General features: G+C 51.9%; 18 protein-coding genes, 1 tRNA gene and 2 pseudogenes. 14 read left to right on the forward strand and 7 right to left on the reverse strand.

Going from position 1 to position 21,928, the window contains the following annotated elements; translation table 11 throughout:
* Window positions 1–279 precede the first annotated feature (279 nt).
* From WG891_RS09555 to WG891_RS09575, 5 genes are all read left to right on the forward strand, one after another.
* Window positions 280–1,275 (forward strand): DUF6862 domain-containing protein, encoded by a 996-nt coding sequence (locus tag WG891_RS09555; protein ID WP_337262572.1) that lies wholly within the window; start codon window positions 280–282, stop codon window positions 1,273–1,275.
* Window positions 1,276–1,279: 4 nt separating this feature from the next.
* Complete coding sequence (locus tag WG891_RS09560) at window positions 1,280–1,639, forward strand: hypothetical protein (protein ID WP_337262573.1); 360 nt, start codon at window positions 1,280–1,282, stop codon at window positions 1,637–1,639.
* A gap of 349 nt (window positions 1,640–1,988) precedes the next feature.
* Complete coding sequence (locus WG891_RS09565; protein ID WP_337262574.1) at window positions 1,989–2,591, forward strand: hypothetical protein; 603 nt, start codon at window positions 1,989–1,991, stop codon at window positions 2,589–2,591.
* A gap of 121 nt (window positions 2,592–2,712) precedes the next feature.
* Window positions 2,713–3,207 (forward strand): hypothetical protein, encoded by a 495-nt coding sequence (locus tag WG891_RS09570; RefSeq protein WP_337262590.1) that lies wholly within the window; start codon window positions 2,713–2,715, stop codon window positions 3,205–3,207.
* A 64-nt stretch (window positions 3,208–3,271) separates the two neighbouring features.
* On the forward strand, window positions 3,272–3,700 hold the full coding sequence (locus tag WG891_RS09575; RefSeq protein ID WP_337262575.1) for a hypothetical protein: 429 nt from the start codon (window positions 3,272–3,274) through the stop codon (window positions 3,698–3,700).
* Here the strand turns inward: WG891_RS09575 and WG891_RS09580 are convergent.
* The 3 genes and pseudogenes from WG891_RS09580 to WG891_RS09590 all read right to left on the reverse strand — a co-directional run.
* Window positions 3,684–3,920: pseudogene (locus WG891_RS09580) on the reverse strand (RNA 2'-phosphotransferase); the annotation flags it as partial. The gene WG891_RS09575 and the pseudogene WG891_RS09580 overlap by 17 nt on opposite strands.
* 77 nt (window positions 3,921–3,997) lie before the next feature.
* Window positions 3,998–4,204, reverse strand: a complete 207-nt coding sequence (locus WG891_RS09585; RefSeq protein ID WP_337262576.1) for a hypothetical protein — start codon at window positions 4,202–4,204, stop codon at window positions 3,998–4,000.
* A gap of 165 nt (window positions 4,205–4,369) precedes the next feature.
* Window positions 4,370–4,495, reverse strand: a pseudogene (locus tag WG891_RS09590) (restriction endonuclease); the annotation flags it as partial.
* A gap of 22 nt (window positions 4,496–4,517) precedes the next feature.
* Here WG891_RS09590 and WG891_RS09595 point away from each other — a divergent pair.
* Window positions 4,518–6,002: a type I restriction endonuclease subunit R, EcoR124 family gene (locus tag WG891_RS09595; RefSeq protein WP_337262577.1), complete on the forward strand. Its 1,485-nt coding sequence runs from the start codon at window positions 4,518–4,520 to the stop codon at window positions 6,000–6,002.
* A 281-nt stretch (window positions 6,003–6,283) separates the two neighbouring features.
* Here the strand turns inward: WG891_RS09595 and WG891_RS09600 are convergent, their stop codons facing one another.
* The gene (locus WG891_RS09600; protein ID WP_337262578.1) at window positions 6,284–7,537 is read right to left on the reverse strand and encodes a tyrosine-type recombinase/integrase; all 1,254 of its coding nucleotides are present in this window, start codon (window positions 7,535–7,537) and stop codon (window positions 6,284–6,286) included.
* Window positions 7,538–7,723: 186 nt separating this feature from the next.
* Window positions 7,724–7,808: transfer RNA gene (locus WG891_RS09605), tRNA-Leu, on the reverse strand.
* Window positions 7,809–8,294: 486 nt separating this feature from the next.
* Between WG891_RS09605 and WG891_RS09610 the strand changes: the two genes are divergently transcribed.
* From WG891_RS09610 to WG891_RS09625, 4 genes are all read left to right on the forward strand, one after another.
* Entirely contained in the window at window positions 8,295–9,062 is a 768-nt protein-coding gene (locus WG891_RS09610; protein ID WP_337262579.1) for a DeoR/GlpR family DNA-binding transcription regulator, read from the forward strand.
* Window positions 9,063–9,098: 36 nt separating this feature from the next.
* The gene (gene denD / locus WG891_RS09615; protein ID WP_337262580.1) at window positions 9,099–10,061 is read left to right on the forward strand and encodes a D-erythronate dehydrogenase; all 963 of its coding nucleotides are present in this window, start codon (window positions 9,099–9,101) and stop codon (window positions 10,059–10,061) included.
* Entirely contained in the window at window positions 10,061–11,449 is a 1,389-nt protein-coding gene (locus tag WG891_RS09620; protein WP_337262591.1) for a GntP family permease, read from the forward strand. The genes denD and WG891_RS09620 overlap by 1 nt, the downstream gene beginning before the upstream one ends.
* Window positions 11,450–11,738: 289 nt before the next feature.
* Window positions 11,739–13,475 carry a glycoside hydrolase family 28 protein gene (locus WG891_RS09625; protein ID WP_337262581.1) on the forward strand — a complete coding sequence of 579 codons (1,737 nt, stop codon included), beginning with the start codon at window positions 11,739–11,741 and terminating at the stop codon, window positions 13,473–13,475.
* A 127-nt stretch (window positions 13,476–13,602) separates the two neighbouring features.
* On the opposite strand, the gene lptG is transcribed toward WG891_RS09625, so the two are convergent.
* Together lptG and lptF are read right to left on the reverse strand one after the other, a co-directional pair.
* Window positions 13,603–14,673 (reverse strand): LPS export ABC transporter permease LptG, encoded by a 1,071-nt coding sequence (gene lptG, locus WG891_RS09630; RefSeq protein WP_337262582.1) that lies wholly within the window; start codon window positions 14,671–14,673, stop codon window positions 13,603–13,605.
* Window positions 14,673–15,767 (reverse strand): LPS export ABC transporter permease LptF, encoded by a 1,095-nt coding sequence (lptF, locus tag WG891_RS09635; RefSeq protein ID WP_337262583.1) that lies wholly within the window; start codon window positions 15,765–15,767, stop codon window positions 14,673–14,675. Before lptF ends, lptG begins: the two co-directional genes overlap by 1 nt.
* A 280-nt stretch (window positions 15,768–16,047) precedes the next feature.
* Here lptF and pepA point away from each other — a divergent pair, with 280 nt between their 5' ends.
* The 4 genes from pepA to WG891_RS09655 all read left to right on the forward strand — a co-directional run bounded on the left by pepA (window position 16,048) and on the right by WG891_RS09655 (window position 21,783).
* On the forward strand, window positions 16,048–17,559 hold the full coding sequence (pepA, locus tag WG891_RS09640; RefSeq protein ID WP_337262584.1) for a leucyl aminopeptidase: 1,512 nt from the start codon (window positions 16,048–16,050) through the stop codon (window positions 17,557–17,559).
* Window positions 17,560–17,761: 202 nt separating this feature from the next.
* A complete protein-coding gene (locus tag WG891_RS09645) occupies window positions 17,762–18,211 on the forward strand; it encodes a DNA polymerase III subunit chi (protein WP_337262585.1) in 450 nt (149 codons plus the stop codon).
* Window positions 18,212–18,224: 13 nt separating this feature from the next.
* On the forward strand, window positions 18,225–21,101 hold the full coding sequence (locus WG891_RS09650; protein ID WP_337262586.1) for a valine--tRNA ligase: 2,877 nt from the start codon (window positions 18,225–18,227) through the stop codon (window positions 21,099–21,101).
* 178 nt (window positions 21,102–21,279) lie between these two features.
* Window positions 21,280–21,783, forward strand: a complete 504-nt coding sequence (locus tag WG891_RS09655) for a GNAT family N-acetyltransferase (protein ID WP_337262587.1) — start codon at window positions 21,280–21,282, stop codon at window positions 21,781–21,783.
* Window positions 21,784–21,928 lie beyond the last annotated feature (145 nt).

Raw genomic sequence — 21,928 nt, forward strand, 5'->3', positions numbered from 1 at the left:
AGGCGGTTCGGCGACGCACAGCAAAAAGCCGCTGTGCGCCGCCTCCCGCCGCGATGAAAACCCGGAAAAGCGGTAATGGCAGCGGCTGACGCCGCTGCTATGATGTGTGTGCGGTTGCTCTTTAACAGTGCTGGGGAAAGTGTGATACCGGGCGTAAAAGTCGCGTCGGGGCAAAAAGTTGCGAGTGTGAAAAAGCACTGGCGAAATGGGGTTGTAACTGACTGACAGCACAGGGAAAAAGTGGTTGCGGCGGTCAACTTCACGACGGAGCACGTTGTTGTGGAGAATAACTATCTGAGCAGCACGGAGAAGAGCCGCCAGACGGAGTTGAACCACAAGCAGAATCTGACGCCTCAGGAGCAGCAAGAACGTGATGCCTTGAATCGTAAGGATCTGGAAAGTGATCTGGCTGCTTACGCGGCCTGCAGTGGCAAAGGTGGTGACTGTCAGGCAGAAAGAGAGAAAGCGAAGGCCGCGCAAGATACCTACTTCAACCAGACTTACCAGAACCCGAAAGAGGCTCAGGCAGGTTATCAGCAGATAATGAACTTGCTGAACTCTACAGACCCGAATGCGAAGGAAGTGTTCAACGTTCTGGAAGGGTATACGCAGGCGTTTATGTCGTTCGGTTACACAGAGGAAGAGGCCAGAGCGAGAGCAGGAGCCTACGTTGGTTCAATGTACATCGCGGGTGGTGTGAGTGCTGTAGTAGCATCAGGTGCACTGACGAAGCAGTTCGGGAAGGATGTTGCGCTCAACAATAAAGGTTCGGCTTCAGGGGCAGCAAGTTCACTTGTTAAGAATGCAGATGGGGTTTATGAAGTAAAAATAAACTCAACGCCTCTGGAAGGCCATGACCGACTTAATACACCGGATCTGGGGGGCAATGGTAAGCTAAAACCGGCTGAAGCCGCATCTGCAGCACAATTAGAGTCTACTCTCGGTACAATGGAGCGTTATACACCTTCGCCTGGAGCAAAATCAGGAACTTCACCTGATTTTGTGATTACGTCAGGCCCAAATAAAGGTAAAACTGTCGATGCCATGTATACGACTGATAAACTGTCACAGAAAGAAATAGACGGATTAAATAAGTTTTATGAGAAAAACATGAGTACTGGTAGTGGAAGAGATGTTATCCAAGATCATTTGCAAAAAGCTGACTTTGTGCCTGTTGACTTTAGAGTGCTAACGCCTGCTAACCAAAAAATCTTCATGGATTATATAAAAACACTGCCTAAAGTACAGCAAGACAAAATTATCATTATGAGGTGATGGTATGGGGGCGAGTTTATTTATCGGTTGGAATGATAATGGACAAAGAGAAAGTAATTTTCAAAGAACCGGAGGCTTTGTTAACGGGAGTTATTGGGATGCCTTTGGGGATCTGCTAGATGCTGTTTTTTTGCCCGAGCACCCTAAGCTGCATGAGGTGATAAAATCTGAGGAAGGTGAATATCTAAAGTTTTATTCATTTGTTGAGTTAGATAAAGAGGACTTTAACAAAGCAGTTAAATTAATCAGGGACTATCTAGTGAAACAACAAACCCCAACCGAATGGCAGAAGATGGCAGAATTGGTGTGGAAGGAAGTTGCAGAGCCTTATATTATCCAAGATGAACGTTATCAGCCTGATTAATGGGCAAATAAAACCCCAGTCTCAACTGGGGTTCCAACATTTAAGCCCCAAACCGTCCCTCTTCTCGCCGCTGCAACCGTATCACACCGGGTGCAGCGGTCACCTCCAGTTGTTCAGCGCTGGTAATGTCGGACTCGGTGAGCGGTAATGGCAGCGGCTGACGCCGCTGCTATGATGTGGGTGCAGTTGCTCTTTAACAGGTTGGGGAAAATGGCGTAACGGGCTGAAAAAATGCGTCTGGGTAAAAGTTGTCCGAGCCCAAATGAACAGGGAACAATTAAGGTGTGAGATAGGCTAATAGGGCAAAACCTATAAAAATATCGCGCATTAACGAAAGAGGAATTTCTGAATGAATTTAACAAATGATTATCAGAATTTACTCGATGCTATTTTTAATGGTGATAAAGATATAGCTATCTTTGTTGCGGATGGCGCTCATTACTACCTTTTTGATAGTAAAGATAATTACTGCATCGATGTTAGGCCAGAATATAAGGCGTATATAGCTAAAGGATGGATGAAAGAGTCTCTGTATGACGAGGCAGTCAGTTCATTCAGAAATGGAGTTCCTGTATTATCTAAGGATAACTTTAAAGATTACATAACCAGAAATGATGTTGCTATTTATACAGTTGACTGGATGAGATCATTCTTCACATTGGGCAGGTCTGACGAGCAGCTTGTCAGTTTTTATGATTATGTTGAGCGATTTTTATCTACATTAACAGACCCAGTATCAGTTGAGTGGGATAGCTGGAGAATGCGGCTACCTAAGTTTTATATCAATTTTGACAAAAAAATATATCGCCATACTGATTGGGATAGAAGTCACGAAGCGTCTGTACCTTCTGATTGGAACGCTCAAGCAAATAGTGATTTTGGCTTGTTAGTACCAGACAAAGAGCAATACTGGCTTATTAATGGCATGAATTTTTGGAAATTACAGATGTAGGTGAAATCCCGGCCTCAGTACCGGGATTGCTTTATGAGTCAACCAATATTCATGCGACTTGGACGATTTTACCTGACGGTTCAAAACGATTGTCAACAGTACAAACAGGAGCATTCAAGTGATGATGAATCCAAATCAACCAGATCTAAAAGAGCTATTTGATGGATTAAACAGTTATCTAGTGAATGGCTATGTTAGTGAGCTTTCACCTGAAGATCCTGCGAAAGATGCGTTTGATTATCTCAATGCACTTTACTTAAATAATCAGCATGAAGGGCTTGTTTTTTGTAGATTAATTTTGGAATCAGAAACGTTATATAATGATTTTCTAAGAGCGACTTGTTTGTCTTATCTGTTATTGTCTGAAAGTAGTAGGCAGTATGCATTTTCATTTTTACTTGAAAATAGTAAGACTTTATCAATTCCAGTACTCAAAGAGGCTATTTTTTATTTTTACTGTGCCAAAAATGAGACAGAGCCTCACCATTTACCAGATGGGCTTTTTAAAAAAATAATGGAAAGATATCAAATGGTTAAGAACGATCCTGATGCGATTTTTTATCACCTGTATGAAACGTATAACGATTTTGTTAAGGCTTACTCATTGGATGATTAATTAGTGACAAAACCCTTGCCAAATTGGTCGGGCTTTTACCTCATTACTCCTCAAGGGAAAAATAATGGAAGCAGGTGCTGGCATTTCTATCCTAAATCCCTATGAGTGGTTACCGCCTTATGGGGAGAATGCAGTCATTCTTGAGTCACGAGGGTTGGACCTTGTACTCAAAATTGAGTATGACGCTGAGGAAGGGTTGCAAGCTACATGCTATCGCGAATTACGATTTGATATGGTATGTGCTTTTTCTCGGACTACATTTCCAGGTGTACCTTTGTTCAATGTAAATTACAGCTCAAGTGTTCATGCTCCATCAATGGGAGCCTTGATTGAGTACCCAACTTCTGAAGCGACGCTTGCATGGAAACGTCATTTTGGCAATTCTAGGTCTATAAAACACTTCAAGATTGCCTTCTTATCAGAAAATGTATTGGTTGAGATTTTCGCTAGTAGCGTGACTTTAGGAGATGAAGTTATCATTGCCAGTCAATAAACAGCGTTGGTACTGTTTTAGTCAACCAAACACCATTATCGGCCTGATAGAATTTAATGCCTTGCTTGTACATCAGCAGAGCTTTTATTTTTAACACACACGGCTTACCGTGTCGTTGTCCAACAGCTATGGCTGTAGTTTCATCACTCGATAAATGTACATACTGGCGCGATCCAGCCACTAACCCTTGCTCTTTGATAGCTTCCAAAAAACGAGTTGCAATAGCTTCAGCCTTAATCACAGAGTATTTGTGCTTAACTAAATTTTCTGATGAACCGGATAATATCGTAAGCAATATTATCCAAATCTATCTTTAAAACAACGGGCACTAACTCTCCTACTCATTTTATTATTACAATTAGGGCACAAATGTTGTTTTTTTCCTTCGATTTCCCAAGTGTAGTATTTTCGCTTAAAGCTGGTATCACAGACATCACACCTTGTTGGCTTAAATATTACCGTAATAATTAGCAAAAATACAAAAAAACCAATCAACCATTCCATGAGTCTTCCTTATCACCATCCATCGATTTGATAAACATACTATAATCGAAGAATACTTCCCTTGAGGTTCAATCAAAGAAAATCTCGCAAAGTGTAGCGTACGAAAGCTCCTTTACTTTTCGAGGCCATTAACCAGCTTCTGCTGGCTCGTAATCCTTCTCAAACTCAGACGGGTAAATAAGCGCGCTTCAATGGGACGAGTAACTTAGTTTCAATATCAACCTGATCGTAATTCGCTACCAGGGCACGGACCAGATCGTCCAATGTCCACAATGTTAATGGAATAGTAGAAGATATTCTGGCTGAGTGGGATGTGCTAAGCCAAACCAATAAGTTTCACGCTATTTTTGCCACTAGCAGCATTGCCGAGGCTATTGATTATTACCGCCGTTTAAAAGCCGCCAAACCTGAACTTAAAGTATCGGCCCTATTTGACCCGAACATTGATAACGACGGCAGTGGTGACCGTGGCTCCACCTTTAAAGGCGATGGCCTGGACGAAATTATGGCCGACTATAACGCGCGTTATGGCCAGGATTTTGATTTTGCCCGCCACGCGGCCTTTAAAAAAGATTTAGCGGCACGCCTTGCCCATAAAAAACCCTACGAGCGCATTCATACCGAGCCTTCGAAGCAATTAGATTTACTGATTGTAGTGGATCAAATGCTCACTGGCTTTGACTCTAAATGGCTCAATACCTTGTATTTAGACAAGGTGATTAAATACCAAAACATTATTCAAGCGTTCTCGCGCACCAATCGCTTGTTTGGCCCCGACAAACCCCACGGCATTATCCGTTATTACCGCTACCCGCACACCATGGAGCAGCACATTAACGCTGCGGTAAAACTCTATTCCGGCGACAGGCCTATCGGCTTATTTGTTGATAGATTACCCAGCAATATTGCAGCCATGAATGAATTAGTGGCAGACATGACCAAGCTGTTTGTTAGCGCTGGGGTGGATAATTTTGAAAAACTGCCAGACGATATAGAAGCCTGTGCCCAATTCGCCAAATTATTTAACACCTTTAGCCAACACTTGGAAGCGGCTAAAGTGCAAGGTTTGAATTGGGAACAGTCAGTCTATTCCGCTACTGAAAATGATGTAGAACATGAAGTAACGCTGGCCATAGACCAACAAACTTACCTGAGCCTGGCCTTGCGCTATAAAGAGCTAGTAGGCAAAGGTGAAGGCGGTGGCGCAGGTGGTGATGATGTGCCATTTGATATCAATGGTTATTTAACTGAAATAGACACCGGCAAAATCGATGCCGACTATATGAACAGCCGCTTTGATAAATATTTAAAAGAGCTGAACAAACACCAAGACTCTGCGAGCATCGAAACCACATTAAATGAGCTGCACAAGTCGTTTGCATCGCTCACCCAAAGCGAGCAAAAGTACGCCAAGCTCTTCTTGCACGACTTGCAGCGCGGCGATGCGCAGTTAGTTGAAGGCCATACTTTTAGAGACTACATCAACACCTACAAAGATAACGCTGAAAATGCGCAATTAAACGCAGTTGTTAATGCTCTTGGTTTAGATAAAGAACTACTCATGGCATTAATGGCCGATAGTGTTAATGATAAAAATATCAACGACTTTGGTCGCTTCGACGCATTAAAAGAAACGGTAGATAAAGCGAAAGCCAAGGCCTATTTTGAAAAGCAAGACGGCGTAACCATACCTCTATTTAAGCTGAATATTCGCATTGATCAGTTTTTAAAGCAGTTTATTTTTGCACAAACGGATGATTTCTTAAGTGACAAAGATGTTGTTGGTGTAGTGATTTGATGGACGTCCCTCCCTCAGCGTAAGTTCTGCCAGACTTATGCTGAGTGTTCTTTTTTCAAAGGTGCTGCATCATGAACTCAATAAAAAACCAACAATACCAGCATCACTGCAGGCACTGTCGGTCCCCGTCAGAAAAATCACACTCAGCTAAGCACGACGCCCAAACTCCCCATGCACCACATTTCCCTCAAACTCTAGGCTATCCATCCATATGGGCAAGGCCGAGTTATAGCCTTGCTCATGCGGGATGGTGCTCATGGCGCAAAGTAAACCATAGCCAATCACCGCCCAAGCTTGGCAAAATCAAACGGACTCACCGCCTTCTCCCTATTCGCATCCAGAAAATCAGCCCACCATTGCAGCATCAGTTTGCGCTCATCAAGATGCTCGGCTTTGTGAATGTAAGCCGCTCGCACAGAGTTACGCTCCATATGGCTCATCTGCCGTTCCACTGCATCTCTCGACCATAACCCTGACTCAATCAACGAACTACACGCCATTGTCCTGAAACCGTGACCGCAGACTTCAACCTGTGTGTCATATCCCATCACTCGCAAAGATTTGTTCACCGTGTTTTCACTCATCGGTTTGCGAGGGTTATGATCGCCAATAAAGATCAGTTCATGATCCCCGCTGAACGTCTTTATCTGCTCGAGAATCGCCAGAGCTTGCCGGGAAAGCGGCACCAAGTGCGGAGTTCGCATTTTAGAGCCACGATGCGAGTGTTTTACCCCTTCGATTGGTTCACGCTCAGGAGGAATGGTCCACATGGCGGTTTCAAAATCGATCTCGGACCAACGGGCAAATCGCAGTTCACTGGAGCGGATAAAAATCAACAACGTCAACTCTACCGCCAGGCGCGTTAACGGCCTGCCGGTGTAGCTATCAATTCGTTGAAGCAGTTCTGGAGTTCGCTTTAACTCCAAGGCGGGACGATGCCGCCGGTTGCTAGATGCAACGGCACCTGCCATTTCCTGAGCGGGGTTGTAGTCAATCAAGCCACTCTGCACGGCGTAGCGCATTATTGCGGTCGAACGTTGTTGAAGGCGTGATGCCACTTCAAGACGCCCGGATTGTTCGACAACTTTGATTGGCGCTAGCAGGTCACGGGTTTTTAGTTCGGCAATATTGCGTTTGCCGATAGCGGGGAAGAGATTATCTTCCGGGCTTTTCAGCACGCGTTTGCTGTGATCTTCCGACCACTTCTTATTGGTGGCATGCCATTCGATAGCAACCTCTTCAAAAGTACGAGCTTCATTTTGCTCAACTTTATCGGTTTTCTTTTTATCGCTTGGATCGATGCCGTTCGCTATCTGCTTGCGAGCTTCATCACGGCGTGCTCTGGCATCCGCAAGGGAGACATCTGGATAGACACCTAAAGCCAGCATCTTTTGCTTCCCACCAAAGCGGTACTGCAAACGCCAGTACTTAGAGCCATTCGGGTGAACAAGAAGATGCATGCCATTGCCGTCGGTCAGCTTGTACTGCTTCTCTTCAGGCTTGGATGTCCTGACTTTAATATCTGTTAATGCCATGATTATCCCCTCCCCGTTGGTACACGCATTATCGAACCAGAAATACCATCATCTGTACCAACATCTATTGGTAGATGTGGGTTGATGTCGGTTGACACTGAGAGAGCTAATATAGCGGGAAAGGTAGGTAAGTACTGGATTTCAGACATAAAAAAAGACCTCAGTTGAGGTCTATTTACATACTGTTGGTGCCGAAGGCCGGACTCGAACCGGCACGTCTTTCAACGGTTGATTTTGAATCAACTGCGTCTACCGATTTCGCCACTTCGGCACTGGAAGCAGTATGCGGAAAACGTGGGCATTATACCTTCCCGCTTCTCGCACGCAACACTTATCATGCATTCAATGAGTTGAATGTTGAAAAAAACGTCACCCGGTGGCTTTCTCTGCACTCCCTGCTTATTTATCCCCCCATTTTGCTTGTACGTTCACCAACCGAAAGAATGCCGTGGGTAACAACAATGCCGTTGCCAAACGCTGAAGACCGGCAATCATCCTCACCGCGCAACCGGCGCGGCATGACTCCTTGCTGTTACACATCACATTATTCATCACAGCTTTATGTTACCCGAGGAAGTGCCGGACAACCATTTAACATATTGAATATAAACTTTTTTATTAAAATTCCCGCCCTAGGCTTCTGTGATACCCATCGTTTATTTGTTAAACAAAATGATTAAACATTAACTTCCATAACAAAAAATAACAGCCATTGCGCGGCAACATCGCTCCAGCCCGCCGCTGCCGAGGAGAGAGCATGATCCCATCGGAACGTCGCGATTTTATCTATCGCCATGTACATGAATATCAGTTGGTCACCATTGTGGCTTTAGCCGAGTTGATGAGCGTTTCACACATGACTGTTCGGCGCGATATCCATCAACTGGAAGAAGAAGGCAAAGTGATCAGCGTCAACGGTGGCGTGCGCCTTAGCGACGCACTTCGCCAGGAGCTGGCTTATAAAGAAAAGGCCCAGCTGCATCACCGGCAGAAACGGGCTATCGGCAAATATGCCGCCGCAATGGTGGAAGATGGCCAGGTCGTTTATCTGGATGCCGGCACCACCAGCTTCGAGATCGCCCGCCATTTGGCGGAACGCTTCAATCTGACCGTCGTCACCAATGACTTTTCCATTATCCAGCACCTGATGAATCGCCCGCAGCTCAACCTGTTTCATACCGGCGGGCGTGTTGATCAACGCAATTTTTCCTGTGCAGGCAGCAGCGCCGCGATGCTGCTGCGCACCCTGAATATCGATATCGCCTTTATCAGCACCAGTTCCTGGGATCTGGAACATGGTCTTTCCACACCTCATGAAGAAAAAGTCCTGGTGAAACAGGCTCTGCTGGACGTGGCTCGGCGCAAAGTGCTGGTCTCCGACAGCAGTAAATATGGCAAGTACGGCATGTTCCGCGTCTGCCCCCTAACGGCGCTCGACGACATCGTCTGCGATGCCGCGCTGCCGCCGGATGCACTGCAACAGCTTAAAGAACGCGGTTTGCGGCTGCACAACATCAACCTCTGATAACAACAACCTCCCCTATAGGGAAAGGACAACACCATGAAGGTCATCATTACCGGTGGAGCAGGTTTTCTGGGTCAGCGTTTAGCTACCGCATTACTGCGGGAGAATGTGCTGCCCTTCAGTGAATTGATTCTGGCAGATATCCAGCGGCCCAACGCGCCAGTGGACGATCCGCGCGTGCGCTGCCTGGCGCTGGATCTGACGCAGCCCGGTGCCGCCAGCCAGCTTATCGATAAGCACTGCAGTGTGCTGTTCCACCTGGCCGCCATCGTCAGCAGCCATGCAGAAAGCGATTTCGATCTCGGAATGCAGGTCAACTTCGACGCCACTCGCCAGCTATTAGAAGCCGCGCGGCATCATGCTCCGGCAATGAAGTTTATCTTCACCAGTTCGCTGGCGGTGTTTGGCGGCCAGCTCCCACCGGTGGTCAGCGATGATTGTGCCGTACAGCCGCAATCCTCCTACGGCACGCAAAAGGCCCTGTGTGAACTGCTGATCAACGACTACTCACGTAAAGGGTTTGTCGATGGGCGAGTATTGCGCCTGCCGACCATCAGCGTGCGCCCCGGCAAGCCGAATAAAGCCGCCTCGTCGTTTGCCAGCGGTATCATCCGTGAACCGCTGCATGGCGAATCGTCGATTTGCCCGGTTTCCCCCGATCTAGCCCTGTGGTTATCAAGCCCCGGTACCGTGATCGATAACTTTATTCATGCCGCTCGGCTTCCTGCCGCGCAGTTCGGAACCTCTCGCACCGTCAACCTGCCCGGCATCAGCGTGACCGTCCAGCAGATGTTGCACGCGCTGGGCACGGTGGCCGGTGAGCAGGCCCGTGCGCGGGTGATTTTTGTGCCGGATGCCGCTATCAATCGGATCGTCGCCAGTTGGCCGGGTAACTTCGACGTGCGCCGTGCGCTGGCGTTAGGGTTCTATGCTGATGAAGACTTCCAGCAGATCATCCGCGCTTTTATGCGCGATGACATGTTGCAGGCGGGGAGCTGATTATGGCGCTTTATACCCCCATCATCGGCCTGGCAGTCGCCGTGTTCGTGCTGGTTTTTCTGGTGCTGCGCACCCGGGTTCACGCACTGATTGCCATGCTGATAGCCGCCTCGATCGCCGGTGTTTCCGGCGGACTGACGGCAGTACAGACGGTCGATACCATCAGCAAAGGGTTCGGCAGCACGCTCGGCAGCATCGGGATTGTCATCGGCCTGGGCGTGATGATGGGCCGCGTGCTGGAAGTCTCTGGCGCAGCGGAACAGATCGCCTACAGCTTCATTAAATGGCTGGGTAAAAGGCGCGAAGAATGGGCTTTGGCGATTACCGGCTATATCGTCAGCATCCCGATTTTTGTCGATTCTGCCTTCGTCATTCTTTATCCGCTGGTCAAAGCGTTAGCCAAAAAAGGCCAACGCAATCTGCTGACGCTGGGGGTGGCGCTGGCGGGCGGGCTGATCCTCACCCACCATGCGGTGCCCCCGACTCCTGGCCCATTAGGGGTGGCAGCAATCTTCGGGGTTGATATTGGTGCCATGATGATGGCAGGCCTGGTCTTAGCCATTCCTTGCGTGATCGGCGTGGTTATCTATGCCCGTTGGCTTGGCAGCCGCTACCCGGATTTCGAACCGGAAAACCAGGATGAAGAGATAGAGGATCGGCACGCCGCCCACCGGCGTTATCTGGCTGAAAAGGAAGCGAAGGCACTGCCTAGCCTAACGTTATCACTGCTGCCGATCGTCGCCCCCATCGTGCTGATCTTTATCAACGCGGTGAATAACATGCTGGCAAAAGCCGAGGATATGGTCTGGCTGGGCGAGAGCCTCTGGGGGCAGGCGTTTGCCTTTCTTGGCTCGCCGATTATCGCTTTGGCGATCAGCGTGTTGCTGGCGGTCTACACCCTGATGCCCAAGGTCGATAAGCACGACACGCTGGAACGGCTAGAGGAAGGGTTGCAGACCGCAGGGATCATCCTGCTGGTCACCGGCGCGGGCGGCGCACTCGGGGCGGTGTTGCGCGAAAGCGGCACTGGAACCTTGTTGGCTCAGCATGTCGCCAACCTGCCGCTGACCCCGGTCCTGATCCCCTTTTTCATCGCGACGCTGGTGCGGTTGATACAGGGCTCAGGCACGGTGGCCATGATCACCGCCGCCTCGATCTCTGCCCCGATCGTCAGCCAGTTGCCCGGGGTGAATATGCTCGCTGCCGCGCAGGCGGCAACCATGGGCGCGCTGTTTTTCAGCTATTTTAACGACAGCATGTTCTGGGTGGTGAACCGTATGATGGGGATCAAAGACGTTAAGCTGCAGATGATGGTCTGGTCGGTGCCCACCACCATCGCCTGGGCGATCAGCCTGTGCGGTATCGTGATCCTGGATTGGTGGCTATAACGGCCTCTCGCCGGGCGTTATTGCTCACGTCCGGCATTCCCTGCTCTGAGTAAATATTTATATCAATTAGTCGTTGCAATCGCGCATATTGCAGGAGCAATATCTCATTCTGGAACGTTGTTTCATTATGAGGGAAGGTATAAAGGTGAATATTAAGTCATTATTTTTTATAATTATTTTTCTTTACACTCTAACAGGATGCGATAATTCCGAGAGTACTACCGCTTCATCAATCAATCCCGCTACCCCAACCGAACCCATTAGCCCCGTTAACCCTATTGATCCTGTGGTGCCGGTTGATCCGGTCACTCCCGTAGACCCTTCTGAACCCGTCGAGCCGGTTGAACCCGTGACACCGGCAGATCGCAGTGGCACCTGGCCCACCGCAGCGCTTAACGATCCCGAGTTGGTCGGCAAAGAGCCGATGATGCCCGCAGTTTGCCAAACGCTCCCAGCCGAGTTGACACAGAACGCTAAAGGGCTGTTGGATGACGCTATCGACGCCGATCCCGATAACTCGCAGCCCGATGCCGGCCGTATTCAGGCAGCCATCAACGCCTGTAGCAGCGGCGCCGTTAAGCTGATTGCCGGCAGCAATGGGGAAAATGCGTTCCTGAGCGGCCCACTGACGCTAAAAAGTGGCGTGACGCTGTGGGTGGATCAGGGTGTTACCCTGTTTGCCTCACGCAGCCCGGCAGATTATCAGATTGCCGATAAAAATAACTGCGGTGAAACCGCCAGCTCCGATAATGGCTGTAACGCACTGATTACCGCCACCGATGCGGTGAACAGTGGCGTGGTCGGCGAAGGGATTATCGATGGGCGCGGCGGTGCAGTCATCACCACGGGGAAATATGCCAATACCCTCACCTGGTGGGACGTTGGCGCATTAACCAAAACGGTTTCAGGTGCCAACCAGAACAACCCGCGCTTGATTCAGGTCACCAACAAGAACTCCGCCAAACCAACCAGTAAAAACTTCACTCTGTACAAGATCACGTTGCAAAATGCGCCCAAATTCCACTTTGTCCCTAGTGGGGTGAATGGGGTCACCGTTTGGGGTGTGAAGGTGTTAACCCCGTCACTGGCCTATACGGTGCCGGGTTATGACTGCCCGGAAGGCACCAAACCGGCGACGTCTGGCCCCCCCAACACTACCCGGGCCAGCACCTGCTTTACCCCAGATACCACCAAAAACACCGACGCGATCGATCCTGGTCAATCGCAGAATGTGTTGATTGCCTATAACCATATCAGCACCGGTGATGACGGTGTTGCCATCAAATCCCACAACAGCAGCGCCTGTGTCCCGCCGATTGCCGATAAGTACCTGGGGCAGTTACCGATTTATACCGTCAGCAACGTCAAGGTGCTGCATAACCGGCTCTACTTTACCCATGGGATGTCAATTGGCAGCGAAACCGACTGTGCGATCAAAGACGTGGAAATCCGCGATCTGACGATCGACGGCCATGACGCTGATTTTGCCGTGGGCGTGCGCATCAAAACGGATATGAGCGTCGGGGGAGAGGTGAAAAACGTCAGCTATGATGGCGTGTGCATCCGCCGCGCCCAGGAAGCGCTGACTATCGATACCTATTACAGCAGCAAAACGGGCCAGGCCTACCCGGATATTCACGATATCACCATCAAGAATTACCACTATGTGGATACAGCGAATTCCATTTATAACGGCAACAACGTTAAGGTGACCTTGCGTGGCTTCAGTTCAGATGGGCAGGAGCTGCCGCTGAGAAATATCGTGCTCGACAATACGGTGTTTGACAGCGCACCGCAGTTAGCCAATAAAGCCTCGGGGAAAATACCAGCATCGCCGTCTTATGCCCAGATCACCATGGGCCCTGGCCCGGTATCCTTTGCCAGCCTGCTGCTGGCCGCGGTGGAAAACGGTGCACCGGAGTTTGAGGTGCTGGATAACCGTGATGCACCAGCAGAAAGTGCAGAAGCGCCCTATGATTGCAGCCAGGCATTTGCGCTATTCCCTTCCGCCGCATCCGCCCTTTAAACGCTCAACGAGTGGGGAGCTTTCCCCCACTCTGTTCATTTATCTCTCTGTGATAGAAATAAAAAATGCCAGTCAGTGGCTTAACTGACTGGCATTGTTGGCTCTTCACCAAGCGATATGGATAGGGCTATCTGCGCTTCAGCAGCATATATATGCTAAGCAGCAGGAACAGCAGGCTCGGCAACAGCGCCCCCAATATCGGCGGCATACTGTAGACCAGGCTCAGCGGCCCGAAGATCTGATCCAGCACGTAGAACAGGAAACCAAAGCTGATACCGGTCACCACACGGAGCCCCATCGGCACGCTGCGCAACGGGCCGAAGATAAACGACAGCGCCATCAGCATCATCACCGCCACCGAAAGCGGCGAGAAGATTTTGCTCCACATATTCAACTGATAACGGTTGGCTTCCTGGCCGCTCTGCTTCAGGTATCTCACATAGTTGTGCAACCCGCTGATCGAGAGCGATTCCGGATCTAACGCCACCACCCCCAGCTTGTCCGGCGTCAGGTTGGTTTTCCAAACGCCGTTCAGCGTCTGGGTGCCCGTCACCTGCTTGGGGTTGGTCAGATCGGACGTATCCACCTGCGAAAGTTTCCACTCACCGTCTTCAAAGTTGGCGCTGGCGGCGTAACGAACTTTCTCCAGCCTGCGCTGATCGTTAAAGTGATAAATATTCACCCCAGACAGCTCAGTCTCGCCAGACACCCGCTCGATATAGATGAAATCATTGCCATCTTTCGCCCATAAGCCGCTTTTGGTGGACAGCAGCGAACCGCCATACATCTGCTGCGCACGATAGTTACGCGCCATCTGCTCACTCTGCGGTGCCACCCACTCGCCAATCGCCATGGTCAGCAACACCAGCGGGATAGCGGTTTTCATCACCGAACCGGCGATCTGTAAGCGGGTGAAGCCTGCGGCCTGCATCACCACCAGTTCGCTGCGCGTGGCCAGCGTCCCCAAGCCAAGCAAGGCCCCCAGCAGCGCCGCCATCGGGAAAAAGATCTCAATATCGGTCGGTACGCTGAGCAGGGTAAATACCCCGGCCCCCAGCGCCGTATAGTCGCCCTGGCCCACCTTACGCAACTGCTCAACAAACTTGATGATGCCGGAAAGCGATACCAGCATGAACAGCGTCATCATGATGGTATTGAAAATCGTTTTACCGATATAACGGTCTAATACACCAAACATCAGGCCGCTCCTTTCAGGCGTTCACGCAGTCTGCGCGCCGGGACGGTGTCCCACAGATTCAGCACCAGCGCCATCAACAGGTAGGCGGCGTTCACCAACCACATCCACAGCATTGGATCCAGTTTGCCTTTACCACCGTTGGAACGCAGCGATGTCTGCACCAGGAAGTAAATCAGATACAGCAGGATCGCCGGTAACATACTCAGCACGCGGCCCTGGCGAGGGTTCACCACGCTCAACGGCACCACCAGCAGCGCCATCAGTATCACAGAAACCACCAGCGTCAGGCGCCAATGGAACTCGGCGTTGGCATCCGGATCGTCAGATTCCCACAGCGTACGCATCGACAACTGCTCAGTCTGGGTGTTATCCAACGTGACCGGCCGGTGGCCGATCACCGCTTTGTAATCATTGAAATCCGTAATCCGGAAATCACGCAGCAGCGCGGTGCCCTCAAATCGGGTGCCTTTGTCCAACGTCACTACCTGTGAACCATCTCGGTTCTGGTTAATCACACCGTGCTCTGCCACCACCACCGAAGGCCGCTGGTTACCGCTCGGGCGCAGCTGCGCCAGGAACACATCATTGAAGGTGTTCCCTTTCACGTTACCGACAAACAGCACGGCGTTGCCGTCCTGCGAAGGCCGGAACTGCCCTTCTGCCAGCCCGGCAATGCTGGGGTTGGCTTTGGCTTCTGCAATCACTTCATCCTGCTGGCTCGAGGCCCAGGGCCCCAACCAGAACACGTTCACCGCCGCCAGAGCAGAAGTGAAAAGCGCTAACACCATGGCGGCAATAATCAGGGTCCGTTTACCCAGGCCGCAAGCATGCATCACGGTGATTTCGCTTTCGGTATACAGCCGCCCAAGCGTCATCAAAATGCCAAGAAACAGGCTTAAAGGCAGGATCAGTTGCACCATCTTCGGTACACCTAATGCAAGCAGGGATAATACTAAGTTTGTCGGGATATTGCCGTTGACCGCATCGCCTAACACCCTGACCAGATTCTGACAAAAAAAGATCAGGAGCAGGATAAACAGGATGGCAATTTGGCTCTTCAGCGTTTCCCGTACCAGATATCTAATGATGATCACGCTTATTACGCCTGTGAAAACTTGTCTTTTTGCAGGAAAATCGCTAGTTTCATCGCTAATCCGCCATTTTTTATCATCATGTGGCAACCTTCACAGCTAAAATAGTATTAGAACATCAAGCCGTTTGGGTGCCCTATAGGAACAGCCCTATAGTCGCCAAAACAGAACATTTACGCAGTTCAGGTTAACATAATCAGTTAACTCAATGACGGCAGCGCGTTACGAAGTGGGTCATTCTAGCCGTAGCTACCGCCGTTGTCTTTAAGATTCAGGAGAGTGCATGGAGTTCAGTGTAAAAAGCGGTAGCCCGGAAAAACAGCGTAGCGCCTGTATTGTCGTCGGCGTTTTCGAGCCGCGCCGCCTGTCACCTATCGCAGAACAACTCGACAAAATCAGTGATGGTTATATCAGCGCATTGCTGCGCCGTGGCGAACTGGAAGGCAAAGTCGGGCAGACATTACTGCTGCACCATGTGCCGAACATTCTCTCCGAACGCATCCTGCTCATCGGCTGTGGCAAAGAGCGCGAGCTCGATGAACGCCAGTATAAGCAGGTGATTCAGAAAACCATCAATACCCTTAACGATACCGGTTCCATGGAAGCCGTCTGCTTCCTCACCGAACTGCACGTCAAAGGCCGTAACACTTACTGGAAGGTGCGCCAGGCGATTGAAACCGCCAAAGAAACGCTCTACACCTTCGATCAGTTGAAAAGCAACAAAGTGGAGCCACGCCGCCCGCTGCGTAAAATGGTGTTCAACGTGCCAACGCGCCGCGAACTCACCAGCGGCGAACGTGCCATCCAGCACGGTCTGGCTGTCGCTTCCGGCATCAAAGCTGCCAAAGATCTCGGCAATATGCCACCAAATATCTGTAACGCCGGGTATCTGGCATCACAGGCACGTCAGTTGGCGGATGCCTTCAGCAGACACATCACCACCCGCGTTATCGGCGAACAGCAGATGAAAGAACTGGGGATGAACGCCTATCTGGCGGTCGGTGCCGGTTCGCAAAACGAATCTTTGATGTCCGTGATGGAATATAAAGGCAATCCCAACCCCGACGCTAAGCCGATCGTGCTGGTGGGCAAGGGGCTGACCTTTGACTCCGGTGGTATCTCGATCAAACCGGCCGACGGCATGGACGAGATGAAGTACGACATGTGCGGTGCCGCCACGGTGTATGGCGTGATGCGCGTGGTGGCGGAACTGAACCTGCCGCTGAACGTGATCGGCGTGCTGGCAGGCTGTGAAAACATGCCGGGCGGGCGCGCTTATCGCCCAGGTGACGTGCTGACCACCATGTCTGGCCAAACGGTTGAAGTGCTGAACACCGACGCCGAAGGCCGCCTGGTGCTGTGCGACACCCTCACCTATGTGGAGCGTTTCGAGCCAGAACTGGTGATTGATATCGCTACTCTGACCGGAGCCTGCGTGATCGCACTCGGCCATCACCTCACCGGCTTGATGTCGAACCACAATCCACTGGCTCACGAACTGATCGGCGCTTCCGAACAGGCTGGCGATCGCGCATGGCGCTTGCCGCTGGCGGACGAGTACTACGAGCAACTGGATTCCAACTTTGCCGATATGGCCAATATCGGTGGTCGTCCAGGTGGCGCCATTACCGCCGGCTGCTTCCTGTCGCGCTTTACCCGTAAATACAGTTGGGCACACCTGGATATTGCTGGCACCGCCTGGCGCTCCGGCAAGAATAAAGGGGCCACCGGCCGCCCGGTAGCGCTGCTGGCGCAGTTTCTACTCAATCGAGCAGGTCTGAACGGCGACGATTAAATCCGCGCGGTAAATCAGGTATAATTACCAAGAGCACAGCTTGCTGTGCCCTTGCATTTTTTACAGGCACCCGGCTTATACCCAATAGCTTTCAAGTTGCAGCAAGGCGGCAACCGAAGGAATCCCCAGGAGCTTACATCAGTAAGTGACTGGGGTGAGGGAGGGCAGCCAACACAGCTGCGGCTTGAAAGATGAAGGGTATATGAAACAGGCAACGTTCTACCTCCTTGAACACCCAGACCCCGCTGGCGCACTCAGCGCACACGAGGCGGTGGCCTGCGCCGTTGCCGCCGAACGCTGGCGTGCTGGCCAGCGGGTACTGATCGCCTGTGAAAGCCAGGAGCAGGCCCAGCGGCTGGACGAAGCGCTGTGGCAGCGCGAGCCGCACCACTTTGTGCCGCATAACCTCGCGGGCGAAGGGCCGAACTACGGCGCGCCGGTCGAGCTGTGCTGGCCCGGTAAACGCGGCAATGCCCCGCGCGATCTGCTGATCGCCCTGCTGCCGCAGTTTGCAGATTTTGCTACTGCTTTCCATGAAGTGGTAGACTTCGTTCCTTACGAAGACACCTTGAAACAGTTGGCGCGCGAACGTTACAAAGCCTATCGCAGCGTCGGCTTCCATTTGACCACGGCCACGCCGCCAACTTACTGAACAACGAAGCACAATGGAAAAGACAAACAGTCATCTCGATACCGCCTACGACCCAACACAGATCGAACAGAAGCTTTACGACCACTGGGAAAGCCAGGGTTATTTCAAGCCGAATGGCGATACCAGCCAGGAAAGTTTCTGCATCATGATCCCGCCGCCGAACGTTACCGGCAGCCTGCATATGGGCCACGCGTTCCAGCAGACCATCATGGACACCATGATCCGCTACCAGCGTATGCAGGGTAAAAACACCCTGTGGCAAGCGGGGACTGACCATGCCGGGATCGCCACCCAAATGGTGGTTGAGCGCAAGATCGCCGCAGAAGAAGGCAAAACCCGCCACGATTACGGCCGCGATGCCTTTATCGACAAGATCTGGCAGTGGAAGGCTGAATCCGGCGGCACCATCACCCGCCAGATGCGCCGCCTCGGCAACTCGGTGGATTGGGAGCGCGAACGCTTCACCATGGACGATGGCCTGTCCAACGCGGTGAAAGAGGTGTTTGTCCGTCTGTATAAAGAAGATCTGATCTACCGTGGTAAGCGCCTGGTGAACTGGGATCCGAAACTGCGCACCGCCATCTCCGATCTGGAAGTGGAAAACCGCGAATCCAAAGGTTCCATGTGGCACCTGCGTTACCCGCTGGCCGACGGCGCAACCACCGCCGAAGGCAAAGATTACCTGGTGGTTGCTACCACCCGCCCGGAGACCGTGCTGGGTGATACCGGCGTGGCGGTCAACCCGGAAGATCCGCGCTACAAGGATCTGATTGGCAAAGAGCTCATCCTGCCGCTGGTTAACCGCCGCATCCGTATCGTCGGTGACGAGCACGCTGATATGGAAAAAGGCACCGGCTGCGTGAAGATCACCCCGGCGCACGATTTCAACGACTATGAAGTGGGCAAGCGCCACGGCCTGCCGATGATCAACATTCTGACTTTCGACGGTGATATCCGCCAGGAAGCGGAAGTGTTCGATACCCTGGGTGAAGCCAGCACCGCCTACAGCAGCGAAATTCCGGCGCAGTTCCGCGGCCTGGAGCGTTTTGCCGCGCGTAAAGCCGTGGTAGCCGCCTTTGACGAGCTCGGCCTGCTGGACGAGATCAAACCGCACGATCTGACCGTACCTTACGGCGACCGTGGCGGCGTGGTGATCGAGCCAATGCTCACCGACCAATGGTACGTGCGCACCGCGCCGCTGGCGAAAGTGGCGGTAGAAGCGGTTGAGCAGGGCGAAATCCAGTTCGTGCCGAAGCAGTATGAAAACATGTACTTCAGCTGGATGCGCGACATCCAGGACTGGTGTATCTCGCGCCAACTGTGGTGGGGCCACCGTATTCCGGCCTGGTACGACGCTAACGGCAACGTGTACGTAGGCCGCAGCGAAGAAGAAGTGCGCCGCGAAAACAACCTGGGTGCAGACATTGCGCTGAACCAGGATGAAGACGTGCTGGATACCTGGTTCTCTTCCGGCCTGTGGACCTTCTCCACCCTGGGTTGGCCAGAGCAGACAGAAGCGCTGAAAACCTTCCACCCGACCAGCGTGATGGTCAGCGGCTTCGACATCATCTTCTTCTGGATTGCCCGCATGATCATGCTGACCATGCACTTCATCAAAGATGAAAATGGCAAGCCGCAGGTACCGTTCAAGACCGTGTACATGACCGGCCTGATCCGCGACGACGAAGGGCAGAAAATGTCCAAGTCGAAAGGTAACGTGATCGATCCGCTGGATATGGTGGACGGCATCTCACTGGCAGATCTGCTGGAAAAACGCACCGGCAACATGATGCAGCCGCAGTTGGCAGAGAAGATCCGTAAGCGCACCGAGAAGCAGTTCCCGAACGGCATTGAGCCGCACGGCACCGACGCCCTGCGCTTCACCCTGGCGGCGCTGGCTTCTACCGGCCGTGATATCAACTGGGACATGAAGCGCCTGGAAGGCTACCGCAACTTCTGTAACAAGCTGTGGAACGCCAGCCGCTTTGTGCTGATGAACACCGAAGAGCACGACTGTGGCTTCAACGGTGGCGAGATGCAGCTTTCACTGGCCGATCGCTGGATCCTGGCTGAATTCAACCGCACGGTGAAAGCCTACCGCGAAGCGCTGGATACCTATCGCTTCGATATCGCCGCAGGCATCCTGTATGAATTCACCTGGAACCAGTTCTGCGACTGGTACTTGGAGTTGACCAAACCGGTGGTCAGCAACGGCAGCGCAGCGGAACAGCGCGGCACGCGCCATACGCTGATCACCGTGCTGGAAGCACTGCTGCGCCTGGCGCACCCGATCATTCCGTTTATCACCGAAACCATCTGGCAGCGCGTTAAGCCACTGACCGGCGAAACGGCAGACACCATCATGCTGCAACCCTTCCCGGCTTACGACGCCGCGCGGGAAGATCAGCAGGCGCTGGACGATCTGGAGTGGATCAAGCAGGCGATCACCGCGGTGCGTAACATCCGTGCCGAGATGAACATCGCGCCTAGCAAAATGCTGGAAGTGCTGCTGCGTAACGCCAACGGCGATGCTCAGCGTCGCGTGCAGGAAAACCAGAGCTTTATCGAAAAGCTGGCGCGCTTGGCATCTCTCAGCCTGCTGCCTGCGGGTGAGAAAGGCCCGGTATCTGTCACCAAACTGGTGGAAGGTGCGGAACTGCTGATCCCGATGTCGGGCTTTATCGACAAAGACGCCGAGATCGCCCGCCTCACTAAAGAGATGGGCAAGCTGGACGCAGAAATCGCTGCTATCGAAGGCAAGCTGTCGAATGAAGGTTTTGTCGCCCGTGCGCCGGAAGCAGTTGTCGCCAAAGAGCGCGAGCGCCTGGCCGCCTGCCAGGAAGGCAAAGTGAAGCTGCAAGAACAGCAGGCGACCATCGCCGCGCTGTAACGTTGCCCGTATAGCCGAGCAAACCGATCAAAAACAGCGGGTGATTTCCCCGCTGTTTTTTTATCAGCATTGCCAAGAGTCGGCCTTAAATGGTATTAAAAAGCATAAGTGCGGCATATTTTGTAATAACAACAAAATGCCTGGGCCTTCCTGGTTTCTCTCAATGGCGAGTAAAAATATGACCACAGCAACCCCAGTGCGTCTTCTGGTGCGCCCAATAACGGCTGAAGATAATGCCGCTATTGCTCACGTCATTCGCGAAGTGTCTGCCGAGCACGGTTTAACGGCAGATAAGGGTTACACCGTTTCTGACCCTCATCTGGACACGTTATACCAGATCTACAGCCAGCCACGCAGCGCCTACTGGGTGGTTGAGCTAGACGGCCAGGTTGCTGGCGGCGGCGGGGTTGCGCCACTGCAGGGCGGAGAAGCGGACGTCTGCGAATTACAGAAAATGTATTTCCTGCCGGAGTTACGCGGCAAAGGCCTGGCCAAGCGCCTGGCGTTGCAGGCGCTGGAGTTTGCCCGCCAACATGGGTTCCAGCGTTGTTATTTAGAAACTACCGCCACCCTGCAACAGGCGATCGGCCTGTATGAGCACCTTGGTTTCGAGCATATCAATCATGCCATGGGCTGTACCGGCCACGGCGACTGTGAAGTCACCATGCTGAAAACGCTGTAACCTCCGCCGCCCCTCACCCTAACCCTCTCCCGCAGGGAGAGCAGCTGTGTTTAAAGTCAATGGGTGATGATTAATTTGTCACCCATTGCCTATTATCTCGCAGCATCGCGTTTAATATCGTTAACAGCTTTCTGATGCACGCGGT

This window comes from Serratia sp. MMO-28 (assembly GCF_037199905.1).
GTDB lineage: Bacteria > Pseudomonadota > Gammaproteobacteria > Enterobacterales > Enterobacteriaceae > Chania > Chania oryzae.

Excerpts from the sequence above, each read along its gene's own strand:
- WG891_RS09655 (WP_337262587.1), top strand. The coding sequence starts at position 21,280 with ATGACCACAGCAACCCCAGTGCGTCTTCTGGTGCGCCCAATAACGGCT.
- WG891_RS09565 (WP_337262574.1), top strand. The coding sequence starts at position 1,989 with ATGAATTTAACAAATGATTATCAGAATTTACTCGATGCTATTTTTAAT.
- WG891_RS09560 (WP_337262573.1), top strand. The coding sequence starts at position 1,280 with ATGGGGGCGAGTTTATTTATCGGTTGGAATGATAATGGACAAAGAGAA.
- pepA (WP_337262584.1), top strand. The coding sequence starts at position 16,048 with ATGGAGTTCAGTGTAAAAAGCGGTAGCCCGGAAAAACAGCGTAGCGCC.
- WG891_RS09600 (WP_337262578.1), bottom strand. The coding sequence starts at position 7,537 with ATGGCATTAACAGATATTAAAGTCAGGACATCCAAGCCTGAAGAGAAG.
- WG891_RS09610 (WP_337262579.1), top strand. The coding sequence starts at position 8,295 with ATGATCCCATCGGAACGTCGCGATTTTATCTATCGCCATGTACATGAA.
- denD (WP_337262580.1), top strand. The coding sequence starts at position 9,099 with ATGAAGGTCATCATTACCGGTGGAGCAGGTTTTCTGGGTCAGCGTTTA.
- WG891_RS09575 (WP_337262575.1), top strand. The coding sequence starts at position 3,272 with ATGGAAGCAGGTGCTGGCATTTCTATCCTAAATCCCTATGAGTGGTTA.
- WG891_RS09650 (WP_337262586.1), top strand. The coding sequence starts at position 18,225 with ATGGAAAAGACAAACAGTCATCTCGATACCGCCTACGACCCAACACAG.
- WG891_RS09570 (WP_337262590.1), top strand. The coding sequence starts at position 2,713 with ATGATGAATCCAAATCAACCAGATCTAAAAGAGCTATTTGATGGATTA.
- WG891_RS09585 (WP_337262576.1), bottom strand. The coding sequence starts at position 4,204 with ATGGAATGGTTGATTGGTTTTTTTGTATTTTTGCTAATTATTACGGTA.
- WG891_RS09645 (WP_337262585.1), top strand. The coding sequence starts at position 17,762 with ATGAAACAGGCAACGTTCTACCTCCTTGAACACCCAGACCCCGCTGGC.
- lptG (WP_337262582.1), bottom strand. The coding sequence starts at position 14,673 with ATGTTTGGTGTATTAGACCGTTATATCGGTAAAACGATTTTCAATACC.